We start from the raw sequence: 23,922 nt of genomic DNA, 5'->3' as shown, positions 1-23,922 counted from the left end.
CTCCCTAAGGGTTTGTGTTCAGGCGGGGAGATTTAACCGGCCGCGCCGATACCTGTGGTAGTCCGAATCCGCCCTTCAAGCCTGCGCTTCAACCCTCGCGACTCAATCAACAGCTTAGAGCCCTTGGCCGCATTCGCCCGGCCCCACTCTTCCAGCAACTCCAGACACGAATGATCGATGTAGCTCAGGTTATTGAGCGGCACATGCACCGTCGTACCCGCTGGAATTGTGTTCAACACCTGGGTCAGTGCTGGCACTTTGAGGAACGTCGCTGCACCCACCAGACGCAACTCCATCTCGCCGTCCTGCGGCAGGTCGATCAAGCTGATCTTCAAGCGCGAAGCCTTGAACGCCAGTTTCAGCAAGGTCAGGCCGAAGCCGATCAACACGCCGGTAAGCAGGTCGGTGAAGATGATCGCCAGCGCTGTCGCTGCGTAAGTGAACATCGGCATCCGCCCATAACGTCCCAGCCCGCGAAACGCCTTGAGATCCACCAGTTTGAAACCGGTATACACCAGTACCCCCGCCAGACTCGCCACCGGAATGCTTTGCAGCACGCTCGACAGCAACAGCACGAACGCCAGCAGCCACAGGCCATGGAAGATTGTCGAATAACGCGTGGTCGCACCGGCCTGGACGTTAGCCGAACTGCGCACGATCACCCCGGTCATCGGTAACGCACCGAGCAGACCGCAGAGCATGTTGCCGACGCCTTGTGCCGACAATTCACGGTCGAAGTCCGAGCGCACGCCGTTATGCATGCGATCGACCGCCGCTGCCGACAACAGGGTTTCGGCGCTGGCGATAAACGCCACGGCAAACGCAGCGATCAGCAGCGTCGGATCCGCCAGACTGAGCAGATCCGCAGGTTTCAGCCAGTCGATGGCTTCCGCCAGATTGGCCGGCACCTCAACGCGTTTTACCTGCAACGCCAGCAGCAGACTGGCACCCGTCGCCAGACCCACACCCAGCAATGCACCGGGAACGAAGCGCAGTGAATGCGGACGAAATTTTTCCCACAGCCACATCACCGCAATGGTCGCCAGCCCGAGCAGACCGGCCTGCCAGCCAAACGACGGCAAGGCCTGCGACACCGCGCCGGGGAATGCTGTGAGGTTATCCAGCCCCGAGGGCTTTGGTGAGGCGTCGAGCATCACATGGATTTGTGACAGCACGATCAACACGCCGATCCCGGCGAGCATGCCGTAGACCACCGCTGGCGCTGTGACCCGAAACCAGCAACCGAGCTTCAAGCGCCCGGCCACCAATTGCAGAAAACCGGCGAGCAACAGGATCGGCCCGAGCATCTCGATACCGTGCTGGCGCACCAGCTCAAAGACCAACACCGCCAGACCCGCCGCCGGCCCGCTGACCTGCAACGGCGAACCTGCCAGCCAACCCACGACCAGACCACCGATGATCCCGGTGATCAGACCTTTGGCCGGCGGTAATCCCGAGGCAATCGCAATACCCATGCACAGTGGCAGAGCGACCAGAAACACCACCACCGAAGCGAGCAGCTCCCGTGGCAACACCGCTTTTAATTGAGCAGCACGCATGATGACTCTCCCGAAGCTTTCTTCAGGCGTGGCGAGGCCGGGCCGCTGAAACAGCGGCCGGCGTCAAACCACACAGATTGTTAGGAAGATTTAGAAGCGCGCTTTGGGCGTCGCCACCGGAATCGGATGGCTGCCGTCGAGCGGCAGGAAGCGTCCCTGATCCGCGTCGTAAGCTTTGATTTCGCTGGTTTCGATGTTGTAGACCCAGCCATGGATGAACAGATGACCGTTCGCCATGCGTGAGGCTACCGAAGGATGGGTACGCAAGTGCTGCAATTGGGCGATGACGTTTTCCTCGGTGAGGACCGGCATGCTTTCTTTTTCGTCGGCGCAGTTACAGTTTTCATGCACCATGGTTTTTGCCACTTCGGCGTGGCGCAACCAGGCTTTGACCGTCGGCATTTTTTCCAGGCTGTCGGGGTTGAGCACCGCGCGCATGGCGCCGCAATCCGAGTGGCCGCAGATGATGATGTGCTGCACGCCGAGCGCCAGCACCGCATATTCGATGGCGGTGGAAACGCCGCCGTTCATCTGGCCGTAAGGCGGTACAACGTTGCCGACATTTCGGGTCACGAACAAATCGCCAGGCGAGCTCTGGGTGATCAGTTCGGGGACGATGCGCGAGTCGGCGCAGGTGATGAACATCGCTTTTGGCGACTGGGCCGTGGCGAGTTTCTTGAAGAGTTCTTCCTGCTGCGGGAAGACCTCATGATGAAAATGCAAAAAGCCGTCTACGATCTGTCGCAGCGCTGCATCGGCGGATTCCGCCACAAGGGCTTGCGCCGACGCAGCCAACGGCTGTTTATCCTTGTCACTCATGATTCATCCTCTTAGGCGGATTCAGGGGGTCATTGCCCCGGTATTCCGGTATGAAGCCAGTGGCTGTTTAAACATCCGGGTCATCCCGTCCCGTCAGTCACTCGATGAACAAGGTAGCCGCCGAAACTTAACTCAAACTGAATCAAGCGCTCTAGAACGTGTGTTCCAGGTCACAAAAAACGTGACTGAGGTGTTTCGACGGAAGGGTTCCAACCTCACAACCATAGGCCAATTGTCGCTAAATCAACGACATCTGGCGACCCGGCGGACAGAAGGCTGTGCAATCGAGGTTGTAGCTCTCGCGATGATTTAAACCAAGACGTTTAATGGCCTTGGCAAAGCGTTGCGCGAGCAAGTCGGCGAACGGCCCTTCGCCACGCATCCGTGCGCCGAAACGGCTGTCGTAGAGTTCGCCGCCCCGGCTCTGGCGAATCAGGCTCAGCACATGCGCCGCCCGTTGTGGATAGTGCGCCTGCAGCCACTCTTCGAACAATGGCGCGACTTCCAGCGGCAGGCGCAACATCATGTACGCAGCACTCTGCGCGCCAGCGGCGTGAGCCTCGGTGAGCAGGCTTTCGATTTCGCTGTCGTTGATCATCGGAATCATCGGCGAACACAGCACACCTACGCGAATCCCGGCTTCGCGCATGACCCGAATGGCCCGTAATCGCGCCTTGGGCGCCGCAGCGCGCGGTTCGAGGATTCGCTTCAGTTCATCGTCCAGCGTGGTCAGGCTGATCATCACCGCCACCAGCCGTTGCTGCGCCAGTTCGGTCAGCAGGTCGAGATCACGCAGGATCAGCGAGCCTTTGGTGACGATGGTTACCGGATGCCGATAACGCAGCAGCACTTCGAGGGTCTGGCGGGTGATTTTGTGTTCGCGCTCGATCGGCTGATACGGATCGGTATTGGAGCCCAGATTGATCGGCGCGCATTGATAGCCGCGTTTGCTCAGCTGTTCTTCCAGTACCTGCGCAGCATTGGTCTTGGCGATCAACTTCGTTTCAAAATCGAGCCCCGGCGACATGTCCCAATAGGCGTGGCTGGGCCGCGCGTAGCAATAAATGCAGCCATGCTCGCAGCCGCGATAGGGATTGATCGAGCGGTCGAACGGCAGATCCGGCGAAGTGTTGCGGGTGATGATGGTTTTCGCCGTTTCAATCATCACTTCGGTGCCTTGGGTTTCGGGCACCTCCTGATACCAGCCGTCGTCCTCGGCCACCGAACGGTTCGGTGCGAAACGGTTGTGCGGGTTGGTCGCGGTGCCGCGTCCGCGAGGTGGCAAGGGCGTGTGCATCGGATATGTCCTGACGTCTGTATGTATATACAGTATCGCTGGTGCGAGGAAACAGCCAGTGCCGTTCGGCGACTCGGGTATGGAAACAGCTCCTCCGGTTTATTGATTGAACTATGTTTATCGCAATCCGGAGACACACCTTTCAAGTAGCAGTGCAACTTGCGATGTCGTTAGTATTCGCCTTGTTGTCATTCTGCTATTCAATATTTAAAAGGAATTAAATGTGTCGAACTTTAATCAACGTGGCATCTTTCTGCAGAAACTTGGGCCGACTCCGGTTGATCCGAATGAAGTCCTGGTGTCCATGCAGTTTGCGCTGAAACAGTCTGGCTGGGATGCGCAGAACGCAGTGCCGAGCGAGTCCCTGCTGGATTCGCAGATCATCATTGCCGCATCTTACGACGCGGGTGAAACTTTCGATGTGCGTAATGTAAAGGATATCGATGGTGACGGTGATATTGATGCAAATGACAAGGCCAAGTTGCTGGCACTGGCCAAGGCCTATGTAAATATCATGAATCCGTAATAGGGATTAAACGCTGTATTGGTTGTAGCGTAAAAAAAAGGTTCTTCACGGATTACCGGGAAAGACGCTCTTGATTTTCATGAAAAAGAATTCGCTATCCCGGTAACCGTACGCCATCCGTTTGATAACCTTTATTCGATTGTTTATGCCTTCCAACTGCCCCGTGTGCATCGGCCAGCGAACCCGGCTGACGATTCCCCGCCAATAACCCTTTAGCCGTTTGGCGAACAGGATCAGAGCCGGTATCGCGCTTTCATCAGCGTGGCGCAGCCATTGCTTCCAGGCTGATCTCCAGCCCCAGGCGGTACTTGGCGTCCAGAGCGTTTTGAGTTCAGCTTTCATCAAGTAGACCGTCATCAACGCTTGGTTGGCCGCCAGCAAATCCTCCAAGCGGACCTGTTGCTCCGGTGTTTTCAGGTTCTGCGGGTTGCGCAGGAGCAGCCAACGCGCTTGCTTGATGACCTTTCGGGCCGGCTTGTCGTGACGCAGTCGATTGGCTTCGTCGACGCGAACCCGATCAATCACCTCTCGGCCATATTTGGCCACCACATGGAAAAGATCGTAGACCACTCGCGCTTTTGGGCAGTGCTGACGAACCTCCAGATCAAAAGCGGTGTTCATGTCCATTGCCACCGCTTCGATTCGGGCGCACCCCTCTGGCCCCAGCTCTTCGAAAAATGGCCTGACCGCCGCCCGGCTGCGGCCTTCGCCGATCCACAGCACCCGTCGCGTATCCGCATCCAGAACAACGCTGGCATAACGATGACCTTTGAACAATGCGAACTCGTCCATCACCAAACGTCGCGGTTGCGCCTTTGGCAAAACGCTCAATGCTGCTTGCAAGGCTCGACGCTCCAGCACCCGAACGGTCTCCCAATGCAGCCCAAACATCTGCGCTACGTGCAACGTGGGAAGGCGTTCACAGGCTTGAATGACCGCCTCTGCCAGACGCCGTGTCATACGGGCATAGCGATCCAGCCAACTGACGGCCTCCATGCGTTTGCCACAGTCGCGGCAACCAACGCGTCGGAGCAAAACGCTCAGGCGTACTGCGCGACCGAGAATGGGTAAATCACGAATGACTCGCTGGCAATACTCATGCGTGGTTGAACAGGGTTTTTGGCACCCACCACAGGAAGGGAATCGGGTGGCGTGGGGTGTAAGATCGATCTGGAGGGCATCACCATCAGGCTTGATCGTGACGACAGAAAAGCCCTCCCAAAAAGGAAGGAAAGTATTAATATCGCGCATAAGAACGCCGGTTTGTTAGATGTGTTTGCTCGCACGAACATCATCAATCAAATCGGCGTTCTTGTTTCTGTGTTTCCCGGGATTCCGTGAAGAACCAAAAAAAAGCCCTGTGTGCATGAATGCGCACAGGGCTTTTTGTTTAATTGCTGTGGGTTAGCTGGCCCAGGTCATCTGTCGAGGTGGTCGTCATATCGCTGGTGCGCAAACGACTGACCTCGTCAGCGCTGACCGGCGCCCCTTTGTTGCCCCAACTGCCACGGATGAAGCTCACCACGTCCGCGACTTCCTGATCCGACAGACGCCAGGCGAAACCCGGCATGGTGAAGGTCGATGGTGCCGCGTGCGTGGCCGGCAATGTTCCGCCCTTGAGCACAATGTGGATGAGCGAAGTCGGGTCGTCCGATTGCAGCACCGGATTACCCGCCAATGCCGGGAATACCCGGGTATAGCCGTGGCCGTCGGTGCGGTGGCACGCCGCGCAGTTATCGATGTAAACCGATGCGCCGCGTTGGCTGTCGTCACCGTTCCACAGGGCCTTGGCAGCTTTCTCGTCGTACTGATGCGGCTGATCGTTCGGATCAGTCGCTGGCAACGACTTGAGGTAGCGGGCAATGGCGGTCAGGTCGGCGTCGGTCATGTATTGCATGCTGTGGGTGACCACATCGCTCATGCCACCGAACACCGCGCTGCGATCACTGCGGCCGGTTTTGAGGAATTGCACCAGTTGCTCTTCGCTCCAGCTGCCGAGGCCATCCTTGTGGTCGCCGCGCAGGTTTTTGGCGATCCAGCCTTCCAGCGGCGCGCTGCCGGCCAGGAAGTTTTTGCCGTCCGCCGCGCTCAGGGATTTTTCCTGCATGGTCAGGGCGCGCGGCGTGTGGCAGGCGCCGCAATGGCCGAGGCCTTCGACCAGATAGGCGCCACGATCAATAACGGCGTCTTGCGACGCGGCTTTGTAGTCCTCGACCTTTGGCGCAAACATCCAGCGCCAGCCCATCAGCGGCCAGCGCATGCTCAACGGCCAGGGAATGTCGCTGGCCTTGTTCTCTTGCGCCACCGGTTCAACGCCGTGCATGAAATACGCGTACAGCGCTTGCATGTCGGTTTCGCTGACACGGGCGTAGGACGGATACGGCATCGCCGGGTACAAGGTACTGCCGTTTTTGGCGACGCCATGTCGGACGGCCTGGTCGAAATCTTCGAAGCTGTAATCACCGACACCGGTTTTATCCGGGGTGATGTTGGTCGAGTAGATCGTGCCGATCGGCGTTTCCATTGGCAGGCCACCGGCGAACGGCTTGCCGTTTTTGGCCGTGTGGCAAGCCACGCAGTCGCCGGCACGGGCGAGGTATTCGCCCTGTTTGATCAACGCTTGATCAACGTCGGCGGCATGAATGGAGGCGCTGCCGAGCAGGGCCAGGGTCGCGATAACAAGGTTCTTCATGGTCATCGCTCCTTAAGCCTGAACCAACGGGCCGGGGTTTTTCAGGTATTGCTCGCGGATCGCTTTCGCCGACCAGTAGGTCAGCGCGGCCACCAGCCCGGTCGGGTTGTAACCCAGACCTTGCGGGAACGCCGAAGCCCCTGGCACGAACACGTTATGCACGTCCCAGCTCTGCAAGTAACGGTTCAGGGCGCTGGTTTTCGGGTCGGTGCCCATGATCGCGCCACCGTTGAGGTGGGTGGTCTGGTAGGACGCGCTGTTGAAGTGATCGCCGACTTTCTTGCCGATCACCGCAATGGCTTTCGGGCCCATCGCTTCAGCGACCTTGCCCATTTTCTCGACCATGAAGCGGTTCATCTTGATGTCGTTTTCCTGCCAGTCGAAGGTCATCCGCAGCAGCGGCAGGCCGTAGGCATCGCGGTACACCGGATCGAGATCGAGGTAGTTGCCTCGGTAGGATTGATGCGCGCCGTGGGCGTCCATCGACACTTGATGGGTGTAGTAATCGGCGGTCGCACGTTTCCACGCACTGCCCCAGGCCGGCGTGCCCGGTGGGTTGGAGGTGCCGGCGATCGGGCGGCTGCCGGCCTGGTTGACCCACATCGGCGACCCACCGACGAAGCCGTGCGGGCCATGGTCGAAGTTGTCGGCGTTGAAGTCATCCAGCGCCACACCGTTGCCGCCGGCACCGATGAAGTTGTTGGTGTGGGTGTCCTTGTCGAAGAACGCCTTGATGGTCGCCATGTTCTGGTAGGCGAAGTTGCGCCCGACGACGCCTTCGCCGCTGATCGGGTCATAGGGCTTGCCGATCCCGGACAGCAGCATCAGCCGCACGTTGTGCAACTGGAAGGCGCCGAGAATCACCAGATCCGCCGGCTGCTCGATCTCGCGACCCTGGCCGTCGATGTACGTCACGCCGGTGGCTTTGGTTTTCGTGCTGTCGAGGTTGACCCGCAGTACATGCGAGTTGGGCCGCAACTCGAAGTTCGGCAGAGGCTTGAGCGCTGGCAGAATGTTCACGTTCGGCGAGGCCTTGGAATACATGTAGCAAACGTAACCGCTGCAAAAGCCGCAGAAGTTGCACGGGCCCATCTGCGCGCCGTAGGGGTTGGTGTACGGCCCCGAGGTATTCGCCGAAGGCAGGTTGTAGGGTTTGTAACCGACTTCTGTAGCCGCTTTGCCGAATAGCTGTGCGGAAACGGTGTTTTTCTGCGCTTCCAGCGGGAAGTGGTTCGAACGATCCGGTGCGTAGGGGTTGCCACCCTTGCCCTGACCGACCAGTTGACCTTTCACCGTCCAGGCCTGGCCCGAGGTACCGAAGACTTTTTCGGCGTAATCGAAAAACGGCTCCAGCTCTTCATAGCTGACGCCGAAGTCCTGGATGGTCATGTCTTTGGGGATGAAGCTTTTGCCGTAGCGTTCTTCGTAGTGGCTACGCATGTGCAGCTCGATCGGGTCGACGCGAAAGTGCACGCCCGACCAGTGCAGCCCCGCGCCGCCGACGCCGTTGCCCGGCAGGAACGCGCCCAACTGGCGGTTCGGCAGGGCGATGTCGTTGACGCTGTGGCGGATGGTGACGGTTTCTTTGGAAATGTCCTGAAAGAGTTTTTTGCGCACGCTGTAGGTGAGTTCGTCGATCACCTGTGGATAGTTGCCGTCGGGATACGTGTCCTGCATCGGCCCGCGCTCCAGCGCCAGCACGTTAAGGCCCGCCTCGGTCAGTTCCTTGGCCATGATCGCGCCAGTCCAGCCGAAACCGACGATGACCGCGTCAACCTTCTTCATTACCGTTGCCATGCCTTAAGCCCTCTCGCCGCGAATCGAAACTGCCTGGAAGGGGTATTGCTCGTTGCGTTCCACCCAATCCATGAAATCGGCGCGGGCGCCGGGGAAACCGATCATGGTCCAGCCAACCATGCCTTTGTTGCCGCCATGGATCGGGTCGCAGAAGAACCCTTCCTTGGTGTTTTGCAGCAGCAGGTTGAAGAAAATCTTCGCCGGGACGCTATCGAATTGCGGTTTTCCAGCTTCGAGTTGCTTGAGCAAATCGTCTCGGGTAGCGCTGTCTTGCTCGGCAAATGTTTTACCGTTGAGAGCTTTTGCCCACTGATCCGTGGCGGCGATGCCCAGGCGATAGATCTCTTTTGGCACCAGTTTGCTCTGCCAACCCATCTCCGGTGCGGCGTCGGCGTTGAACGGGCCTTGCATGTACCAAAGGGCACCGGCGGCGTATGGCGTATTCATCTGACGGTCGATGTATTCCGGTACCCCGGCCTCAAGTGCACCCGGGCCTTGGGCATCATTCGGGATCAATTGCGCCACGGCCGCATTGATGAATGCCCATTCTTCGGCGGTGAAATAGCTCGGCTGATACACGCCTGCGTCGGCGCGAGCCGGTTGCGCGGCAGGCTTGACCGGTGCCGCTTCCGGCGCCGCTTGCAGCACGCTGCTGCCCAGGCTGGTGCCGGCCAGGGTGACCACCGGAATCAGGGTCAGGGATTTGCGCAAAAACTCACGCCGCGGGTTGTCTCGATCTGCATCAGACATGGGGGGTGCACCTCATCAGGCATCAAGGGGGTCAACCGTTTCTGCGAACGGCTTGAGGATTTTTCGTTGCGGCGTGGCCGGGATGACCCGGGGAAGGGGGACACGCCTGCAACATGATGTGACAAATGGTAGCAGGCTAAGCATCGTGATGAATCGATAAAACCGAAAAAACCCCAGATTTCTGACCAGCTCATCGGGAGATGGGTGCTCATTCACAAATCTTTGACAGGCCGCTCACAGGGCTTTGACCGGCAAACATTGAAGCTGCAGTTCTCAAAAAATCCCGACACGGTCTACCCAGCATGTCCCGAGTGCGTTTTTTTCCTGCCTTGTGTTTGTCGCTTGTGGCTCTGCTGTACCTGATCCCGGCCGAGGCTGCTGACACGGCGTCCCGTCCCGCCGAGTGGGCACAACCGGTCGAAGTGCAATACAACCTGTTCCAGATGTCACCGACCCTTTATCGCAGCGCATTGCCTGATGGCGGAGCGGTACCGTTGCTGAACAATCTAAAAGTGACCACGGTGATTAACTTTCTGCCGGAAGCCGACAGCAACTGGTTGTCCGAGCCGGGGATCAATCAGCTGCAACTGCCTTATCGCACCAACCACGTCGACGACAGCGACGTGCTCAAGACCTTGCGCGCCATCCAGAGCGCCGAGGCCAATGGCCCGGTGTTGATGCATTGCAAGCACGGCTCTGATCGCACCGGCCTGATGGCGGCGATGTACCGCGTGGTGGTTCAGGGTTGGAGCAAAGAGGATGCCCTGAATGAAATGACTCAGGGCGGTTTCGGCGAAAGTGGCCACTTCAAGGAGGGCGTTCGCTACATGATGCAGGCCGATGTCGACAAGTTGCGTACCGCGCTGGCTAACGGTGATTGCAGCACCAGCGCGTTCGCGACCTGCTCGATGAAGAGCTGGTTCCAGACGGTCAATCTCAAGTGATGATGCCGATCAATGGGTGTTTTCGGGTGATGGCGTGCTGAACAGCTCATCGCCCCGGCGCCCCAGAAAGCGTTGTACTGCCGTCAGCAACGAACCCGGGTCCCCCGGTGAAAAGAACGTTTCGCGAAACGCCCGGCCAGTGGCCGGATTGAAAACCCACTGCTGCTCAAACCGCTTGAACGCTTGCGCTGCCAGCTTGCCGGACCACAGGTAGGCGTAAACCAAGGCTTCATAACCGGTCACCAGGTAGTCAAAACCGTTGGCGAATCGACAATACGCGGGCAGCTGCAATTGCATGGCTTCGCGCTGCACATCGGTAAACACCTGTTGCACGCTGCGGCCATCGCCATGACAGCGATGCAGCTCGAAGTCGAGCAATGCGCCCATCTGCAGTAATGCAGTCGCTTGGCTGGTCTGGGTTTGAATGGCGGCCAAGGCGAGTTCGACGCGCGTTTCACTCAAGCGCTCGCCTGTCTGGTGATGCGCAGCCAGCCACAAGAGAAACGCCTTCGACAGGCACCACCGTTCGAAAAACTGCCCGGCAAACTCGGCGGATTCACGGCCCATCTGTGAAATGCCGGACAGGATGTGGTGGGGCGAACGCGTCAGGATGTGCTGCAGACAATGACCGAACTCATGAAACAGTACACGCAGATCAATATGCGACAACAAACAGGGGATGCTGTCGGTGGGTGGTGTGAAGTTGCCATTGAGCAAGGCGATCGGCAGTGTCACTCGACCTTCGGCATTTACCCGTCGATGGCGCAGTGAACCTGTTCCGGCAAAGTCGGCCAGTCCCGGGCGCTTATACGGATCGATATACAGGTGGCCGAGCGCCTGTCCATTTTCCCTGACCTCGAACAGGCGCACATGTGCGTGCCAATAGCTGAGCGTCTTCTGTTCGACGAGCTGAATGCCAAACATGCGCTCGCTGAACAGACAGAGCCGGTGCAGGGTACCCTCCAGTGGGAAGTAATCGCGCAGCCCCTTCAATGCCCCGCTGAAGTGCGAATCACGCCATTTCTGCGCGAGAAAATCCTGATCCCAGGCTTTGGTTTCAGGCGCGCCTAGCGCCTGTGCAAAGGCCTCGAGTGCTTGCCTTTCCTGCACGAGCGCAGGGCGCGTCAGGGCCAACTGCTGGCGTAAAAAAGCATTGATATGCAAAGTCGATTGGGATGACTCCATGGCCAGACGTAACTGGGCAAAATCGGCATAGCCGAGGAGCTCGGCTTTCTGCTGACGCAGCGCCAGTAACGAGGCCAGTACCGGGCCGTTATCGAACAGTCCTGCATGAGGGCCTTGGTCGGAGGCTCGGGTGGAATACGCATGGAAGTATTCTTCGCGCAGTGGCCGATGTTCCGCGTACGTCATGACCTGGTGATAGGTGTTGTGGTCCAGTGGCAGCAACCATCCGCCAAGCCCGGCGTCCTTGGCCAGCCGGGCCAGATGATCCTGTATCGCCTGTGGCAGTCCCTCAAGCAGCGCAACATCGTCAATGTGTTTGCGCCATCGGCTATTGGCGCGGTCGAGGTTATTGAGAAACAACGTTTCGAGCCGGTCGATTTCGTCATTGAGTCGCGCCAGTGTTTCCTGGCCTTGCGACGCAAGTGCGATGCCGGACAGCTGAAACTTGCGCAGCACCTTGCTCAGGGCAAATTTGCGGGCAGGGTCGAAACTGCGGGCAAGCGCACTCTGTTGCAGAGTCTGATAGGCGCGAAACAGTCCCAGGTGGGTGGATTTCCACAGACGATAATCGCTCGCTGCCTCGTTGCAGCCCTCGATGGCGAGTGTCCAGTGGCTATCGTGGTTTACCGTGGCCAAGACCTCGACGATGCCCATGGCCTCGTCAAGGCGGGCGTCGGTGTCATCGACTGCCAATACCAGATCATCCCAGCCGGGGAGCGCTGTCTGATGGTCAACGATCTCGCCGATGGCTTGCCGATTGGCGGCAATGATCGCAGTGATGGCGGGCATCAGGTGTTCGGCGCGCACGGCAGACCAAGGCGGCAAGTCCCAGGGGTGCAACAGAGGATTGGAGAGGGGCATGGGCGTCTTCCTTGACGTCTGGCTGAAACATCCAGACTAGGCAGGAAGCGCGCGGAGAAGGCGGTAAATAGATACCACCTTCCACGGGTTATCCGTGGAAGGTGGTGGTGGCTCAGTGTTGCTCGTCGGGCTTTTTCGCAAGCTTCGGGTTCGGGAAGAACTGCACCGCCTGGACTTTCTTGTCCGCGGGCGGCTTGAGCGCGCTGGTGTTGACCCGCGTGCCCAGCTCTTTGGGTACTGACAGCCCTTGCTCGTTGAGTGTGTCGGAGTAACCGCACGCCACGCATTCGCGGTGCGGCACGCTGTCCTCGTTCCACATCATCAACTTGTCCGGCTCGCTGCACGCCGGGCAGACCGCCCCGGCGATAAAGCGTTTTTTGGTAATCACAGGCGCCTCGCTCATGCTGCCGCGTCCTCACTCAGGCCGCTGTGGCGCAAGAGTGCGTCAATCGATGGCTCGCGACCACGGAAGTCGACGAACAGCACCATCGGCGCCTGCGACCCGCCGCGAGCCAGAATCGCTTCGCGGAACGCGCGACCGGTTTCAGCGTTGAGCACGCCGTCTTCTTCGAATTTCGAGAAGGCATCGGCCGACAGCACTTCAGCCCACTTGTAGCTGTAGTAGCCCGCCGCATAACCGCCGGCGAAGATGTGCGCGAAGCTGTTGGGGAAGCGGTTGTAGGCCGGTGGACGCATCACCGACACCTCGTCACGTACGCCTTCCAGCACCTGCAACACGCTGCGGCCGTCGCCATGAGTGGCGTGCAGTTCGAAGTCGAACAGCGAGAACTCCAGCTGCCGCACCATCATCAGGCCGGACTGGAAGTTCTTCGCCGCGAGCATTTTTTCCAGCAGATCCTGTGGCAGCGGCTCACCGGTTTCGTAGTGGCCGGAAATCAGCGCCAGGCCTTCCGGCTCCCAGCACCAGTTTTCCATGAACTGGCTCGGCAGCTCGACGGCGTCCCACGCCACGCCGTTGATGCCCGAAACGCCGGCATGATCAACGCGGGTCAGCAGGTGATGCAGGCCATGGCCGAATTCGTGGAACAGGGTGGTGACCTCATCGTGGGTCAGCAGCGCAGGCTTGCCGCTGTCCGCCGGGGTGAAGTTACACACCAGGTTGGCCACCGGGCTTTGCAGCACGCCGTCAGCAGTGCGACGACGATCGCGGGCGCCGTCCATCCAGGCACCGCCACGCTTGTTGGCGCGGGCATACAGGTCGAAGAAGAAGCGGCCGACGTGCTGGCCGTTTTCCTTGATTTCGAACAGGCGCACGTCCGGGTGCCAGGTGTCGAAGCCTTTCTGCTCGGCGATCTCGATGCCGTACAGGCGTTGAACGATAGCGAACAGACCGCCCAGCACTTTGTCGATCGGGAAGTAGGCGCGCAGGGTTTCCTGAGCGACGCTGTAGCGTTGCTCACGCAGCTTTTCGCCGTAGAAACCGCTGTCCCAGCTTTGCAGATCGGCGCAGCCCTGTTCGGCGGCGTAGGCACGCAGCTGTTGCAGATCCTGCGCGGCGAACGGTTTGCTGCGCTTGGCCAGATCACGCAGGAAGCTCAGCACCTGATCGCTGGACTCGGCCATTTTGGTCGCCAGGCTCAGCTCGGCGAAGCTGGCAAAACCCAACAGCTTGGCCAGCTCCTGACGCAAGTCGAGGATCTCTTCCATCACCGGGGTGTTGTCGTTCTGGCCGGCATTCGGGCCTTGATCCGAGGCGCGGGTGCAGTAGGCGGCGTAGACTTCTTCGCGCAACGCACGGTCCTGGGCGTAGGTCATCACCGCGTAGTAGCTTGGGAATTCCAGGCTGATCAGCCAGCCATCAAGGCCTTTGGCCTGTGCAGCGGCAGCCATTTGCGCCTTGGCCGAATCAGTCAGGCCGGCGAGGGCGGCTTCGTCGGTGACGTGCTTGGTCCAGGCCTGGGTGGCGTCGAGCAGTTGGTTGGAGAAGCGGCTGCCCAGCTCGGACAGCTTGCTTTGCACTTCGGCGTAGCGTTTCTGTTCGGCTTCTGGCAGGTCGATACCCGACAGGCGGAAATCGCGCAGGGCGTGTTCCAGAATGGTTTTCTGCGCCACGTCGAAACCGGCGGCTTGCGGGCTGTTGGCCAAGGCTTCATACGCCTGGAACAGTTCGCGGTTCTGGCCCATCTCGGTGGAGTAGGCGCTCAGGGCTGGCAGGCACGACTCGTAGGCTTCGCGCAGTTCGGCGCTGTTGCACACGGCGTTGAGGTGGCTGACCGGGCTCCAGGCCGCCCCGAGGCGATCATTGAGTTCGTCCATCGCCAGCACCAGGCCGGCCCAGGTAGGGTTCTGGCCTTGGCTCTTGAGGATTTCAGCGATGGCGGCGCGGTTGTCGGCCAGGATCGTTTCGATGGCTGGCAGCACGTGTTCGGCACGGATCGTGGAGAACGGCGGCAGGTCGTAGGACTGCAGAAGAGGGTTGTTCACGCTCACGGTTGGCACCTTGGCTGGAAGAAACATTGCCCCATCTTAATTACAATCGGCATCGACCGCAGCTATCGGCGACAGAGAGAGAAATTATCGTGTCCCTTCGCAAGTACCAGAATCACACCCCGCAGTTGAGCCAAGGCGCATTTGTCGACGGCTCGGCGGTGGTGATCGGCGACGTCGAAATCGGCGAAGACAGCTCCGTCTGGCCGCTGACCGTCATCCGCGGCGACATGCACCGCATCCGCATCGGTGCGCGCACCAGCGTGCAGGACGGCTGCGTGTTGCACATCACCCACGCCGGACCGTTCAACCCGGACGGCTTCCCGTTGCTGATCGGCGACGACGTGACCATTGCCCACAAAGTCATGCTCCACGGCTGCACGGTAGGCAGTCGCGTGCTGATCGGCATGGGCAGCATCGTCATGGACGGCGCGGTGGTTGAGGACGACGTGATCATCGGCGCCGGCAGCCTGGTGCCACCGGGCAAGCGCCTGGAAAGCGGTTTTCTGTATGTCGGCAGCCCGGTGAAGCAGATCCGTGCGCTGACCGACAAGGAAAACGCTTTTTTCACCTACAGCGCGGCGAACTACGTGAAGCTCAAGGATCTGCACCTTGCCGAAGGCTACGACCGGCTCTGAATCGACTTACACCTGCTCAGGATTTCTCATGCATTACCAGACCGTACTGTTCGACCTCGATGGCACCCTGACTGTAGTGGTCAACTAATCCCGGACACGACGTTAAGTTTTTTCTCGGCCTGAGCTGGGGCCAGTCCGTTGTTGAATTGGTGCGGTCTAATCCAGTTGTACCGATGCATCAGGTAATGACTGATGTCGCGGTGCGCTTCTTGAGCTGTCATGTAGCCCACGGTCGGTATCCATTCAGTTTTCAAGCTGCGAAACACACGCTCCATCGGCGCGTTATCCCAGCAGTTTCCACGACGGCTCATGCTTTGGCGCATGCGGTAACGCCAGAGCCGTTGGCGAAACTGGCGACTGCCATATTGCGAGCCCTGATCCGAGTGAAACAGAAGCCCTTGAGGCCTGCCACGCTGTTCGTAAGCCATGTCCAACGCCTTGATGACCAGATCCGCATCCGGCTTGTTCGACAGCGCCCAGCCCACCACTCGGCGCGCGTAAAGATCCATAACGACAGCCAGGTAATGCCATTTCCCTTGAGCCCAGATGTAGGTGATGTCGCCACACCAGACCTGATTCGGCGCCGGCACATCAAACTCTCGATTCAATATGTTCGGAATGTCAGGCCGCTCAACCGTCGCTTGTTTGTAGGCATGTGATCCAGGTTGTTTACTGACCAACTCCAGTTCCCGCATCAGGCCTCGCACCTTGAACCGCCCAATTTGCTCGCCGTCTTCCTGCATCATCGACACGATGCTGCGGCTACCGGCGGCGCTTCGACTTTGCGTAAACAGTTCGTTAACCCGGCTGCGCAACCGAAGCCGCTCAACGTCTGGAGTTCGGCGCCTGAGACGATGGGCGTAGTAACACGAACGAGTGACGTCAAAGACTGCGCAAAGCCAATCAACCGGCTCTTGGGGGCTCAGTTGATCAATCAGCGCGTGCGCTCGTGCTCTTCCGACATCAAGAGCGCGGTAGCCTTTTTTAAAATGGATTTCTCCCGCTCAAGTCGAGCGATTCGAGCTTCCAATTCCTGGATTTTCTGTTGCTCTGGCGTCAGCGCTTTACTCTGCGGAGTAACGCCAGTGCGCTCCTGCTGAAGCTGATTAACCCAGCGGCGCAACGCGGACTCAACCACACCAAGCGAGCGGCTGGCTTCGATATGGCTATAGCCTTGATCGAGCACGAGGCCTGCGGCCTCGCGTTTGAATTCAGCGGAAAAAGAACGACGTTGTTTGGTCATCAGACACCTCTATCTGGCGAGCATTCTCGCCTAAATGGGTGTCCGGTTTCATTAGACCACTACAGACTGACCCGCGTGAGGGCATCACCCGTTCTATCCAGTTCGCCTTGGGTAAGCTCGGCATCGATGAGCCGGACCTGACCAGGCTTGAGCACTTCATCGGCCCGCCGCTGCTGCAGGCGTTCATGCAGTTTTATGGCTTCGACGAGGCCAAGGCGTGGGAGGCGGTGAATTTCTATCGCGAGCGCTTCAAGGTCACCGGCTTGTATGAGAACCGCGTGTTCGACGGTGTCACGCCGTTGCTGGAAACCCTCAGCGGCCAGGGGCGGCAGCTGTATATCGCGACGTCCAAGCCGTGGGTGTTCGCCCGCGAGATCGCCCGGCACTTCGACTTTGCCCGGCATTTCAAGGTGATTTATGGCAGTGAACTGGATGGCACGCGGACCAACAAGGTGGAGCTGATTGCGCATCTGGTGGCCGAGGAAGGGCTGGATCCGGCGAATACGCTGATGATCGGCGATCGTAAGCATGACTTGATCGGCGCGCGCAGCAATGGGCTGGATGCGGCGGCAGTGGGGTATGGATTTGGCAGTTTTGAAGAGCTGAATGCCGAGGCGCCGGCCTTCCACTTTGAAACGCTGGCCGAGTTGCATCAGGCATTTATGCGGCGCTGATCAGTACGCCTTCGCGAGCAAGCCCGCTCCCACATTTGGAATGCATTCCCCCTGTGGGCGGGCTTGCTCGCGAAAGGGCCGGCCCAGCCAATGCAAAATCAGGATTGCGCCAATGCCTTGAGCGCCGCCTTACGCTCAGCCACCTGCAACCCACCCAACCGCTCGACCTCGGCATAAAACCTCAGCCAATCCCCCCCGACCTGCCGGAACAACGCCGCAAACGCCGGCACCCACTGGTCATAAAGCCCAAACGGCAACAGCCGCGCATTGTTCAACGGCGCATTGACCCAAGCGTCATAACGCTTGTCCCCGGCCCACTGGCTGTCGCGCATCAACCGATAATCCCGGCGAAACCGCTCGAACTCCTCCGCTTTGCGCTCGCGCATCTGCTCGACCGGCAATGGCTGGGCATAGAGCTTTTCCAGACGTGACCGCGTATCCAGCACCAACGCAATGAATTGATCACGCTGTTTGAGCTTTGCATCAGTGTCCGCTGGCAACCCGCGAAACGCCCGCCACTGCCGCGTGCCTTCCTGCTCGACAAACGTGGCGAAAGACTCGTTGAACTCGGTGTCGTCCTTCACATAGACGCGTTGATGGGCCAGTTCATGGAAAATCAGTGTGGCTAACCGTTCGTCGCCCCAGCCCATCATCGAATTGAGGATCGGGTCGTTGAACCAGCCCAGCGTCGAATAGGCCTCGACGCCACCCATCGACACGTCCAAGCCTTGCAGCCGCTGAATCGCCGCTTCGCCCCGCGCCGCGCTCTGGCTGTAGTAGCCGCGATAAGCCACGCACCCGGCAATCGGGAAGCAATGGTTTTGCGCGGTCAGGGAAAACTCTTGGGTGGCGAATACGTTCCACACCACAAACGGCCGGCCAATGTCCGCGTACAGGCGATAGCTCTGGTTGTCCGGCAGGTGCAGTTGCTCGCTGGCGAAGGCCCGGGCCTTTTGCGACTGGGCCAGATGCGTGCGCAGTTTCGCGTCGCGACTCGGGTCGGCAATGACCTCGGCTACCGGCTCGCGCGCGCGCAGCAACTGCAACTGACCACTGGCCAACTGGCTGTAATAGCTGAGGCTTGCACAACCGTTGAGCAACAAAAGCATCACACCCGGAAACAAAATCCGAAAAACGCGATCAAGTAACCGATGGCTTGGAAGCGGCCTGATCAAAATAAGAAATCCCCTGGAAAGTCTGCCCGCAAGACTATCCCGCCCATTGGAGCTCCGCTATGCGCATGTTGATACTGACAGGAAGCCTGCTGACGCTGGCCGGTTGTGCCGGATTCGGAATGCCCGATCCCGACCCTTCGCAAGCCTGGGTCGATCTGGATGCCCGGCAACAGGACACGGCGCTGCAAGCGCTGCAAGTCGACAGCCAGGCCGCCGTCGACAAACGTTACTTCGAGGTGCAGCCCGGCAGCCATGAGCTGAAGGTGCGTTATCAGTTTCCGGTGGAGGCGACCAACATCGGCCCGGTTGCCGAACCGCTATGGCGCGATTGCCAGTTGAACGTCAAATTCAAGGACTTCAACGCGGGTCAGCGCTATCAGTTACAGGCCGGCAGTATCGGATTCCGCCCATGGGCCAAGCTGTATGACGAGCAGCGCAAGGTCGTGGGGCAGGGCACGCCGGCAGGCTGTCAGAAGACCTGAACGGCGTTATGCTGGTTGTCCAATCCAAAGGACATTGATCATGCGCAGATTGACGCTGTTGCTCGCTGCAAGTGTGGTTGCCGGTTGCCAGAGCCCGATGCCGGCGGCGGACCCCGGCAAGGCCTGGGTCGACTTTGCCATGCCCACGCCCGGCGGCAAGGTGCTGATGGCCGAACGGCTGGACAATATGCGCTTGCAGGATGGCCGATTTTTTCAGGTCCCACCGGGCAGCCATGAGCTGACGGTGCGTTTTGATTTCGAAGTCTTCGGCGGTGGTCAGGGCATGGACACCGATCCGCAGGAGCGGCTGTGTTACATGAGAGTGCGCTACGATCATTTCGAGGCAGGGCAACGTTATCGGCTCGAAGCCCGGTCATTGGCCTTTACGCCAAGCGCCCGGTTGCTAAACGGCCAGGGGCAGATCGTTGCCGAGGAACGGCAGATCAACTGCGTGCCCTGAGCAATTTCAGTCGCTGTTCTTTTGATAGACGATTGCTTTACTGCCGTTCTCGCAAGAACCGACAACCATGGCGATGTCATGTTGCGCGGCTTCTTCCTTGGTGACGATTTCCAGTGTGTAGGACGGCACGGCTTTAGCCTGGATCTTGATTTCGATCTCTTTCCTGAGTTTTTCGCAGTCTTTAGGGGCGGCGAGAACTGATGTGGCCAGTGCACTGCAGAGGATCGCCAAGCCAATACGTTTCATCAATGTAGCTCCTTGAGGCAGCGCGCACGGGTGTGCGCTGAAGCTGCTGTCATGTATTCGACCACACTTTCGCCGAGCAGGTTCTGACTTCGCTCACAAGTTCTGCTCATCGCTTGAGGCCGCTTTCGCGAGCAGGCTCGCTCCCACAAGGAATCCCGGTTGTTCACAGAAAATGTGTCCGCTGGAGATCGAATGTGGGAGCGAGCCTGCTCGCGAAGGCGTCGGTGCTGCCAACGCCTGAATCGCGCCTTGGAAAATCAGCTGACCAACGATGCCTCAAGGGTGATCTTGGCATTCAGAACCTTGGATACCGGGCACCCTTCCTTGGCCTTGTTGCTCAGTTCTTCAAACTGCGCCTGAGTCGCCCCCGGAATTTTCGCCTTGAGGATCAGCTTCACCGCAGTAATCGCAAACCCTCCGTCGACCTGGTCGAGGGTGACTTCAGCGTTGGTGTCGATGCTGTCGGCTTTCAGGCCGGCATCGCCGAGAATCATCGAAAACGCCATGGAGAAACAGCCGGCATGGGCCGCGCCGATCAGTTCTTCAGGGTTGGTGCCCTTGCCGCCCTCGAAGCGTGCCTTGAAGCCATACGGGGCTTCTCTGAGGACACCGGTTTCAGTGGAGATCGAGCCGATGCCGGTTTTCAGATCACCTGCCCAATGCGCGGATGCTTTCTTAACGATAGCCATGTCTGCCTCCTCAAGATCAGGCGCGGAACGCCGCGCCGTCGTGGTTTTGCTTGCAAGGCTTCTGAGGATAGACGGCGGAACAAAGTTCAGCTCATCTGAATGGTTGACTTTTTTAGTAGGAAATTTCGCCTGTGCTATTGAAATTCGGGTATATGCCCACATTGCACAAAACACGCTTATGGATTCGGCAGGTTTTCGTTCGCAAGAAAAACCTGCCTCCTCACTCGGAGAAGCAGGTTTATGAAGCAACTCTCGGACGTAAAATTTTCCACCCTCGATCTGGTTCCGGTGCGAGAAAACGGCAGCCCGGCACAGTCTCTGCGCAATTCCCTGGATCTGGCGCAGCATGTTGAAAAATTCGGCTACACGCGGTTCTGGGTGGCTGAACACCACAATATGGACGGCATCGCCAGTTCCGCGACCTCGGTGCTGCTGGGTTATCTGGCCGGTGGTACATCGACGATTCGCGTCGGTTCGGGCGGCGTCATGCTGCCCAACCACGCGCCGCTGGTGATCGCCGAGCAGTTCGGCACCCTTGAGAGTCTGTATCCGGGGCGCATCGATCTCGGTCTCGGCCGTGCGCCGGGTTCCGATCAAATGACCGCCCGTGCCCTGCGCCGTGAGCGTTCCGGCAGTGCCGACGACTTCCCCGAAGACGTTGCCGAACTGGCGCGCTTCCTTGGCCCGCGCACCCCGGATCAACGGGTGATCGCGATGCCGGGCACTGGCACCCATGTGCCGATCTGGTTACTGGGTTCCAGCCTGTTCAGTGCGCAACTGGCCGGTGAGCGCGGTTTGCCCTACGCCTTTGCCTCGCATTTCGCCCCGCGCTTCATGCACGAGGCGATTCGCGTCTACCGCAATCATTTCAAGCCGTCGGCGGTGCTGGACAAGCCGTATGTGATGCTCGGTGTGCCGCTGGTGGCGGCCGATACCGATGAACAAGCGGATTACCTCGCGACCTCGGTGTACCAGCGAATCCTCGCGCTGATGCGTGGGCAAAGCCTGGTGCAACGTCCGCCGGTAAAAACCATGGACGGCTTGTGGTTGCCCCATGAGCGTGAGGCGGTGGGTGATTTCCTTGGCCTGGCGATGGTTGGCAGCCCGGCGAAAATCCGCGCGAAACTTGAAGTGCTGATTGAGCAGACGCAGGCGGATGAGCTGATTTTCACCAGTGATTTGTATGAACACGCTGATCGTGTGCACTCGTACGAGTTGCTGGCACAAGTCATGAAGGGCTGAAATTCTGCGTAGATCCCTTGTGGGAGCGGGCTTGCTCGCGAAGGCGGGGTGTCAGGCACAAAAAATGTCGACTGGCACGCCCCCTTCGCGAGCAAGCCCGCTCCCACATTGGCAATACGTTGCCCACAAAAAAGCCGACGCATTCACGTCGGCTTTTGCATTTCAGGCACGATCAACCGCGCTTGTAGACGATTTCTTTGGTGCCACCTTCACAGCTGCCGACGACATCGCCGCCAGCCGCGGCGCCCTTCTCTACAATCTCAAGCGAATACCCGGAAACGCCCTTGGCATCCAGCTTCGCCGCAATCTCGCTTTTCAGCTCTTCACAAGGCTTGCCGGCAGCAAACGCACCACCCGCAAGGCTCAACAAACCTACTGCCAATATGAAATTCTTCATCGGTCGCACTCCCTGGTCGGATTAAAAGAGGCGTGCACCGAGTCATTCACTCGGTGCGACCACCTTGTAGCGCTTTGCCATTCCTATGGCACTCGGCCAGCGCGCAAGTTCAGAAGCGTAGACTAAACTCAGCTGCTGGCAATCCGGAACCCGACCTTCAGCGTTACCTGAAAGTGCGCCGCTTTACCGTCCTTGATGTGGCCGCGGGTCTCGGTCACTTCAAACCATTCCAGGTGCTTGATGCTCTTGTTGGCTTCGGCCAACGCGTTGTTGATGGCGTCTTCGATACTGGTTGGGGACGAGCCGACCAGCTCGACTTTCTTGTACGTGTGATGGTCACTCATGGCGATCTCCTTTGCGTGTGGATTTGAGACTAGCAGTGAATTGCACTGTTGATTTCGGCGCCGCTGCGCAAGCGAAGTTCAGATTTTCTGCACTTTCTCAAACCGCTGAAGTCCCAATCAACACACGCCACTCATCACCAATGCAGGAGAGCCACCATGGCCAACACCTCTTTACGTAAAGCCTCATTGCAAAGCATGGAAGCGGAGATCGAGAGTCTGCTCAAGTCGTTGGAAAGCCTGAAAGACGATGCTTCCGACGAGTCGCGCAAGACCCTCAAGGCGCTGAAAAGCAATGCTGAAAGTGCGCTGAAACATTCGCGCCACCTGCTCAGCGACGCTTACGAAGAAGTTAAAGTGAAAACCCGTGAGACCGGGATCGCCACCCGCGATTATGCTCAGGAACACCCATGGACGACTGCCGGTGTGGCAGTCGGTGCACTGGGTCTGCTGGCGGCTTACTTGCTGTTCAAGCGCGGCGAGTGATCGCTCTGGCGCAGCTCATGCTTGAGCCATTGCGCCAGTTGCCGAGCGCGCCCGTCCGCGGCGCGCTTGGGTAGCCACAACGCCAGTTGCGCCGGGGTTTCACAGAAGCCCCACGGCGCAACCAGGCGACCGGCCTTCAAATCCTCGGTAACCAGCGGCTCCGGCGCGATGGCCACGCCGAGACCTGCAACCGCCGCTTCCAGCAAATAATACAAATGCTCAAAACCTTGTCCGAGCTTCAATGCCTTGGTGTCGAGGTGGTTTTGCTGTGCCCAGCTCGGCCAGGCTTGCGGGCGTGACGTCGTGTGCAGCAGCGGCTCATCGAGCAAGGCTTCGGCAGATGCCGTTTGCAGGCGTTGATAGCCGCTGAACAGCGGGCTCAGCACCGGGCCGATGCGTTCCGCAGCCAGTTCATACACCTGCATGTCCGCCGGCCATGGTGGTTCGGCGAACAGCAGGAGAGCATCCAGCCCCGGACGTCTGGGATCGAGATCGCCTTCTCCCGCCGAGAGGTGCAGACGCAAGTCCGGCAGATCGGCATTCAAGCGCCCCAGTCGCGGAATAAACCAGCGCGCCAGCAAACTTCCGGAGCAACCGAGCACGAACGGCGCATCGGCGGTGCTTTGCGTCAGCTCTGCACAAACGCTGCGCAACCGGTCAAACGCTTCGCCGCTGGCATCGCGCAAACGCACGCCGGCATCTGTGAGTTTCAAGCCGCGTCCATCCTTGACGAACAGGCTGACACCAAGGTGTTCTTCCAGCACTTTGAGCTGTCGACTCACTGCGCCATGGGTGACGTGCAGCTGTTCGGCGGCCTGACTGACGCTGTTCAGCCGGGCCGTGGCTTCGAAGGCGCGCAGGGCGTTCAGCGGGGGAAGGTCGTGGCTCATGATATCTGTGAGTTTTCCTGACGGGTTGCGGCGATCTTATCGGTTTTCAGCTTAGAAGGTCAGGGGTAGAGTGGTCGTCAT

Annotated in this window: 27 protein-coding genes; 10 read left to right on the top strand and 17 right to left on the bottom strand. The window is 59.1% G+C overall.

All coding sequences use genetic code 11. The annotated features are described in order from the left end of the window. Positions 1–32: 32 nt before the first annotated feature. The 3 genes from ATI02_RS15015 to ATI02_RS15005 form a co-directional block, all read right to left on the bottom strand. Positions 33–1,559, bottom strand: coding sequence for a SulP family inorganic anion transporter (locus ATI02_RS15015; protein ID WP_100846676.1), 1,527 nt, complete (start codon positions 1,557–1,559; stop codon positions 33–35). A gap of 90 nt (positions 1,560–1,649) precedes the next feature. Continuing rightward, complete coding sequence (locus tag ATI02_RS15010) at positions 1,650–2,378, bottom strand: carbonic anhydrase (RefSeq protein WP_095190266.1); 729 nt, start codon at positions 2,376–2,378, stop codon at positions 1,650–1,652. Between the two features lie 238 nt (positions 2,379–2,616). Continuing rightward, positions 2,617–3,675 carry a PA0069 family radical SAM protein gene (locus tag ATI02_RS15005; RefSeq protein WP_100846675.1) on the bottom strand — a complete coding sequence of 353 codons (1,059 nt, stop codon included), beginning with the start codon at positions 3,673–3,675 and terminating at the stop codon, positions 2,617–2,619. A 223-nt stretch (positions 3,676–3,898) separates the two neighbouring features. Here ATI02_RS15005 and ATI02_RS15000 point away from each other — a divergent pair, with 223 nt between their 5' ends. After that, positions 3,899–4,201, top strand: coding sequence for a hypothetical protein (locus ATI02_RS15000; protein ID WP_095190268.1), 303 nt, complete (start codon positions 3,899–3,901; stop codon positions 4,199–4,201). A gap of 45 nt (positions 4,202–4,246) precedes the next feature. On the opposite strand, the gene ATI02_RS14995 is transcribed toward ATI02_RS15000, so the two are convergent. After that, entirely contained in the window at positions 4,247–5,398 is a 1,152-nt protein-coding gene (locus ATI02_RS14995; protein ID WP_238156162.1) for an ISL3 family transposase, read from the bottom strand. Between ATI02_RS14995 and ATI02_RS32690 the strand changes: the two genes are divergently transcribed. Next, entirely contained in the window at positions 5,321–5,542 is a 222-nt protein-coding gene (locus tag ATI02_RS32690; protein ID WP_238156165.1) for a hypothetical protein, read from the top strand. The two genes, ATI02_RS14995 and ATI02_RS32690, sit on opposite strands and share 78 nt — an antisense overlap. A gap of 49 nt (positions 5,543–5,591) precedes the next feature. Here ATI02_RS32690 and ATI02_RS14990 read toward each other — a convergent pair whose 3' ends face one another. The 3 genes from ATI02_RS14990 to ATI02_RS14980 are packed head-to-tail and all read right to left on the bottom strand — an operon-like array spanning position 5,592 to position 9,440. Next, complete coding sequence (locus tag ATI02_RS14990; protein WP_100846674.1) at positions 5,592–6,893, bottom strand: c-type cytochrome; 1,302 nt, start codon at positions 6,891–6,893, stop codon at positions 5,592–5,594. 12 nt (positions 6,894–6,905) lie between these two features. Next, the gene (locus ATI02_RS14985) at positions 6,906–8,690 is read right to left on the bottom strand and encodes a GMC family oxidoreductase (RefSeq protein ID WP_100846673.1); all 1,785 of its coding nucleotides are present in this window, start codon (positions 8,688–8,690) and stop codon (positions 6,906–6,908) included. A gap of 3 nt (positions 8,691–8,693) precedes the next feature. After that, entirely contained in the window at positions 8,694–9,440 is a 747-nt protein-coding gene (locus tag ATI02_RS14980) for a gluconate 2-dehydrogenase subunit 3 family protein (protein WP_100846672.1), read from the bottom strand. Positions 9,441–9,742: 302 nt separating this feature from the next. Here ATI02_RS14980 and ATI02_RS14975 point away from each other — a divergent pair, with 302 nt between their 5' ends. Continuing rightward, positions 9,743–10,384, top strand: coding sequence for a dual specificity protein phosphatase family protein (locus ATI02_RS14975; protein ID WP_100846671.1), 642 nt, complete (start codon positions 9,743–9,745; stop codon positions 10,382–10,384). A gap of 9 nt (positions 10,385–10,393) precedes the next feature. Here ATI02_RS14975 and ATI02_RS14970 read toward each other — a convergent pair whose 3' ends face one another. The 3 genes from ATI02_RS14970 to prlC form a co-directional block, all read right to left on the bottom strand. Then, the gene (locus ATI02_RS14970) at positions 10,394–12,430 is read right to left on the bottom strand and encodes a M3 family metallopeptidase (protein ID WP_100846670.1); all 2,037 of its coding nucleotides are present in this window, start codon (positions 12,428–12,430) and stop codon (positions 10,394–10,396) included. A 112-nt stretch (positions 12,431–12,542) separates the two neighbouring features. Further along, the gene (locus tag ATI02_RS14965) at positions 12,543–12,833 is read right to left on the bottom strand and encodes a YheV family putative zinc ribbon protein (protein ID WP_095190274.1); all 291 of its coding nucleotides are present in this window, start codon (positions 12,831–12,833) and stop codon (positions 12,543–12,545) included. Next, on the bottom strand, positions 12,830–14,908 hold the full coding sequence (gene prlC, locus ATI02_RS14960; protein WP_167394875.1) for an oligopeptidase A: 2,079 nt from the start codon (positions 14,906–14,908) through the stop codon (positions 12,830–12,832). Before prlC ends, ATI02_RS14965 begins: the two co-directional genes overlap by 4 nt. Positions 14,909–14,970: 62 nt before the next feature. On the opposite strand from prlC, the gene ATI02_RS14955 reads away from it, so the two are divergent. Beyond that, positions 14,971–15,516, top strand: coding sequence for a gamma carbonic anhydrase family protein (locus ATI02_RS14955; protein ID WP_100846669.1), 546 nt, complete (start codon positions 14,971–14,973; stop codon positions 15,514–15,516). A gap of 80 nt (positions 15,517–15,596) precedes the next feature. Here ATI02_RS14955 and ATI02_RS14950 read toward each other — a convergent pair. Continuing rightward, a protein-coding gene (locus ATI02_RS14950; protein ID WP_095191983.1) for an IS3 family transposase occupies positions 15,597–16,759 on the bottom strand; the annotation gives its coding sequence in 2 pieces (ribosomal slippage) (positions 15,597–16,504 and positions 16,504–16,759; 1,164 coding nt in all). 38 nt (positions 16,760–16,797) lie between these two features. Between ATI02_RS14950 and ATI02_RS14945 the strand changes: the two genes are divergently transcribed. Next, complete coding sequence (locus tag ATI02_RS14945; RefSeq protein WP_100846668.1) at positions 16,798–17,433, top strand: HAD hydrolase-like protein; 636 nt, start codon at positions 16,798–16,800, stop codon at positions 17,431–17,433. A 98-nt stretch (positions 17,434–17,531) separates the two neighbouring features. Here ATI02_RS14945 and ATI02_RS14940 read toward each other — a convergent pair whose 3' ends face one another. Continuing rightward, positions 17,532–18,608, bottom strand: coding sequence for an aminopeptidase (locus ATI02_RS14940; RefSeq protein ID WP_095190277.1), 1,077 nt, complete (start codon positions 18,606–18,608; stop codon positions 17,532–17,534). 59 nt (positions 18,609–18,667) lie between these two features. On the opposite strand from ATI02_RS14940, the gene ATI02_RS14935 reads away from it, so the two are divergent. Both ATI02_RS14935 and ATI02_RS14930 read left to right on the top strand, forming a co-directional pair. Further along, complete coding sequence (locus ATI02_RS14935; protein ID WP_100846667.1) at positions 18,668–19,090, top strand: PA0061/PA0062 family lipoprotein; 423 nt, start codon at positions 18,668–18,670, stop codon at positions 19,088–19,090. A gap of 40 nt (positions 19,091–19,130) precedes the next feature. Further along, positions 19,131–19,550 (top strand): PA0061/PA0062 family lipoprotein, encoded by a 420-nt coding sequence (locus tag ATI02_RS14930; RefSeq protein WP_100846666.1) that lies wholly within the window; start codon positions 19,131–19,133, stop codon positions 19,548–19,550. Between the two features lie 6 nt (positions 19,551–19,556). On the opposite strand, the gene ATI02_RS14925 is transcribed toward ATI02_RS14930, so the two are convergent. Together ATI02_RS14925 and ATI02_RS14920 are read right to left on the bottom strand one after the other, a co-directional pair. Continuing rightward, entirely contained in the window at positions 19,557–19,796 is a 240-nt protein-coding gene (locus ATI02_RS14925) for a DUF1161 domain-containing protein (RefSeq protein ID WP_100846665.1), read from the bottom strand. 257 nt (positions 19,797–20,053) lie between these two features. Then, on the bottom strand, positions 20,054–20,485 hold the full coding sequence (locus ATI02_RS14920) for an OsmC family protein (RefSeq protein WP_064389763.1): 432 nt from the start codon (positions 20,483–20,485) through the stop codon (positions 20,054–20,056). Here ATI02_RS14920 and ATI02_RS32020 point away from each other — a divergent pair. Together ATI02_RS32020 and ATI02_RS14915 are read left to right on the top strand one after the other, a co-directional pair. After that, on the top strand, positions 20,484–20,729 hold the full coding sequence (locus ATI02_RS32020) for a hypothetical protein (RefSeq protein WP_141233121.1): 246 nt from the start codon (positions 20,484–20,486) through the stop codon (positions 20,727–20,729). The genes ATI02_RS14920 and ATI02_RS32020 overlap by 2 nt on opposite strands. Continuing rightward, on the top strand, positions 20,726–21,727 hold the full coding sequence (locus ATI02_RS14915) for an LLM class flavin-dependent oxidoreductase (RefSeq protein WP_100846664.1): 1,002 nt from the start codon (positions 20,726–20,728) through the stop codon (positions 21,725–21,727). The genes ATI02_RS32020 and ATI02_RS14915 overlap by 4 nt, the downstream gene beginning before the upstream one ends. A 172-nt stretch (positions 21,728–21,899) precedes the next feature. Here the strand turns inward: ATI02_RS14915 and ATI02_RS14910 are convergent, their stop codons facing one another. Together ATI02_RS14910 and ATI02_RS14905 are read right to left on the bottom strand one after the other, a co-directional pair. Then, positions 21,900–22,124: a DUF1161 domain-containing protein gene (locus ATI02_RS14910; RefSeq protein ID WP_100846663.1), complete on the bottom strand. Its 225-nt coding sequence runs from the start codon at positions 22,122–22,124 to the stop codon at positions 21,900–21,902. Positions 22,125–22,252: 128 nt separating this feature from the next. Next, the gene (locus ATI02_RS14905) at positions 22,253–22,468 is read right to left on the bottom strand and encodes a dodecin (protein ID WP_095190283.1); all 216 of its coding nucleotides are present in this window, start codon (positions 22,466–22,468) and stop codon (positions 22,253–22,255) included. A gap of 156 nt (positions 22,469–22,624) precedes the next feature. On the opposite strand from ATI02_RS14905, the gene ATI02_RS14900 reads away from it, so the two are divergent. Beyond that, positions 22,625–22,951, top strand: a complete 327-nt coding sequence (locus ATI02_RS14900) for an ElaB/YgaM/YqjD family protein (RefSeq protein WP_095190284.1) — start codon at positions 22,625–22,627, stop codon at positions 22,949–22,951. On the opposite strand, the gene ATI02_RS14895 is transcribed toward ATI02_RS14900, so the two are convergent. After that, positions 22,924–23,841, bottom strand: a complete 918-nt coding sequence (locus ATI02_RS14895) for a LysR family transcriptional regulator (RefSeq protein ID WP_095190285.1) — start codon at positions 23,839–23,841, stop codon at positions 22,924–22,926. The genes ATI02_RS14900 and ATI02_RS14895 overlap by 28 nt on opposite strands. Positions 23,842–23,922: the final 81 nt, after the last annotated feature.

The sequence above is a fragment of the Pseudomonas baetica genome (assembly GCF_002813455.1).
Classification (GTDB): domain Bacteria; phylum Pseudomonadota; class Gammaproteobacteria; order Pseudomonadales; family Pseudomonadaceae; genus Aquipseudomonas; species Aquipseudomonas baetica.
The sequence above is the reverse complement of the archived record's forward strand: the minus strand, read 5'-3'. Positions and strand labels throughout refer to the sequence as shown.

What these genes read in the sequence shown, in the direction of transcription:
- ATI02_RS15015 (WP_100846676.1), bottom strand. Translation starts at nt 1,559, where the DNA reads ATGCGTGCTGCTCAATTAAAAGCGGTGTTGCCACGGGAGCTGCTCGCT.
- ATI02_RS15010 (WP_095190266.1), bottom strand. Translation starts at nt 2,378, where the DNA reads ATGAGTGACAAGGATAAACAGCCGTTGGCTGCGTCGGCGCAAGCCCTT.
- ATI02_RS15005 (WP_100846675.1), bottom strand. Translation starts at nt 3,675, where the DNA reads ATGCACACGCCCTTGCCACCTCGCGGACGCGGCACCGCGACCAACCCG.
- ATI02_RS14990 (WP_100846674.1), bottom strand. Translation starts at nt 6,893, where the DNA reads ATGAAGAACCTTGTTATCGCGACCCTGGCCCTGCTCGGCAGCGCCTCC.
- ATI02_RS14985 (WP_100846673.1), bottom strand. Translation starts at nt 8,690, where the DNA reads ATGGCAACGGTAATGAAGAAGGTTGACGCGGTCATCGTCGGTTTCGGC.
- ATI02_RS14980 (WP_100846672.1), bottom strand. Translation starts at nt 9,440, where the DNA reads ATGTCTGATGCAGATCGAGACAACCCGCGGCGTGAGTTTTTGCGCAAA.
- ATI02_RS14975 (WP_100846671.1), top strand. Translation starts at nt 9,743, where the DNA reads ATGTCCCGAGTGCGTTTTTTTCCTGCCTTGTGTTTGTCGCTTGTGGCT.
- ATI02_RS14970 (WP_100846670.1), bottom strand. Translation starts at nt 12,430, where the DNA reads ATGCCCCTCTCCAATCCTCTGTTGCACCCCTGGGACTTGCCGCCTTGG.
- ATI02_RS14965 (WP_095190274.1), bottom strand. Translation starts at nt 12,833, where the DNA reads ATGAGCGAGGCGCCTGTGATTACCAAAAAACGCTTTATCGCCGGGGCG.
- prlC (WP_167394875.1), bottom strand. Translation starts at nt 14,908, where the DNA reads ATGTTTCTTCCAGCCAAGGTGCCAACCGTGAGCGTGAACAACCCTCTT.
- ATI02_RS14935 (WP_100846667.1), top strand. Translation starts at nt 18,668, where the DNA reads ATGCGCATGTTGATACTGACAGGAAGCCTGCTGACGCTGGCCGGTTGT.
- ATI02_RS14930 (WP_100846666.1), top strand. Translation starts at nt 19,131, where the DNA reads ATGCGCAGATTGACGCTGTTGCTCGCTGCAAGTGTGGTTGCCGGTTGC.
- ATI02_RS14925 (WP_100846665.1), bottom strand. Translation starts at nt 19,796, where the DNA reads ATGAAACGTATTGGCTTGGCGATCCTCTGCAGTGCACTGGCCACATCA.
- ATI02_RS32020 (WP_141233121.1), top strand. Translation starts at nt 20,484, where the DNA reads ATGTCTGCCTCCTCAAGATCAGGCGCGGAACGCCGCGCCGTCGTGGTT.
- ATI02_RS14920 (WP_064389763.1), bottom strand. Translation starts at nt 20,485, where the DNA reads ATGGCTATCGTTAAGAAAGCATCCGCGCATTGGGCAGGTGATCTGAAA.
- ATI02_RS14915 (WP_100846664.1), top strand. Translation starts at nt 20,726, where the DNA reads ATGAAGCAACTCTCGGACGTAAAATTTTCCACCCTCGATCTGGTTCCG.
- ATI02_RS14910 (WP_100846663.1), bottom strand. Translation starts at nt 22,124, where the DNA reads ATGAAGAATTTCATATTGGCAGTAGGTTTGTTGAGCCTTGCGGGTGGT.
- ATI02_RS14905 (WP_095190283.1), bottom strand. Translation starts at nt 22,468, where the DNA reads ATGAGTGACCATCACACGTACAAGAAAGTCGAGCTGGTCGGCTCGTCC.
- ATI02_RS14900 (WP_095190284.1), top strand. Translation starts at nt 22,625, where the DNA reads ATGGCCAACACCTCTTTACGTAAAGCCTCATTGCAAAGCATGGAAGCG.
- ATI02_RS14895 (WP_095190285.1), bottom strand. Translation starts at nt 23,841, where the DNA reads ATGAGCCACGACCTTCCCCCGCTGAACGCCCTGCGCGCCTTCGAAGCC.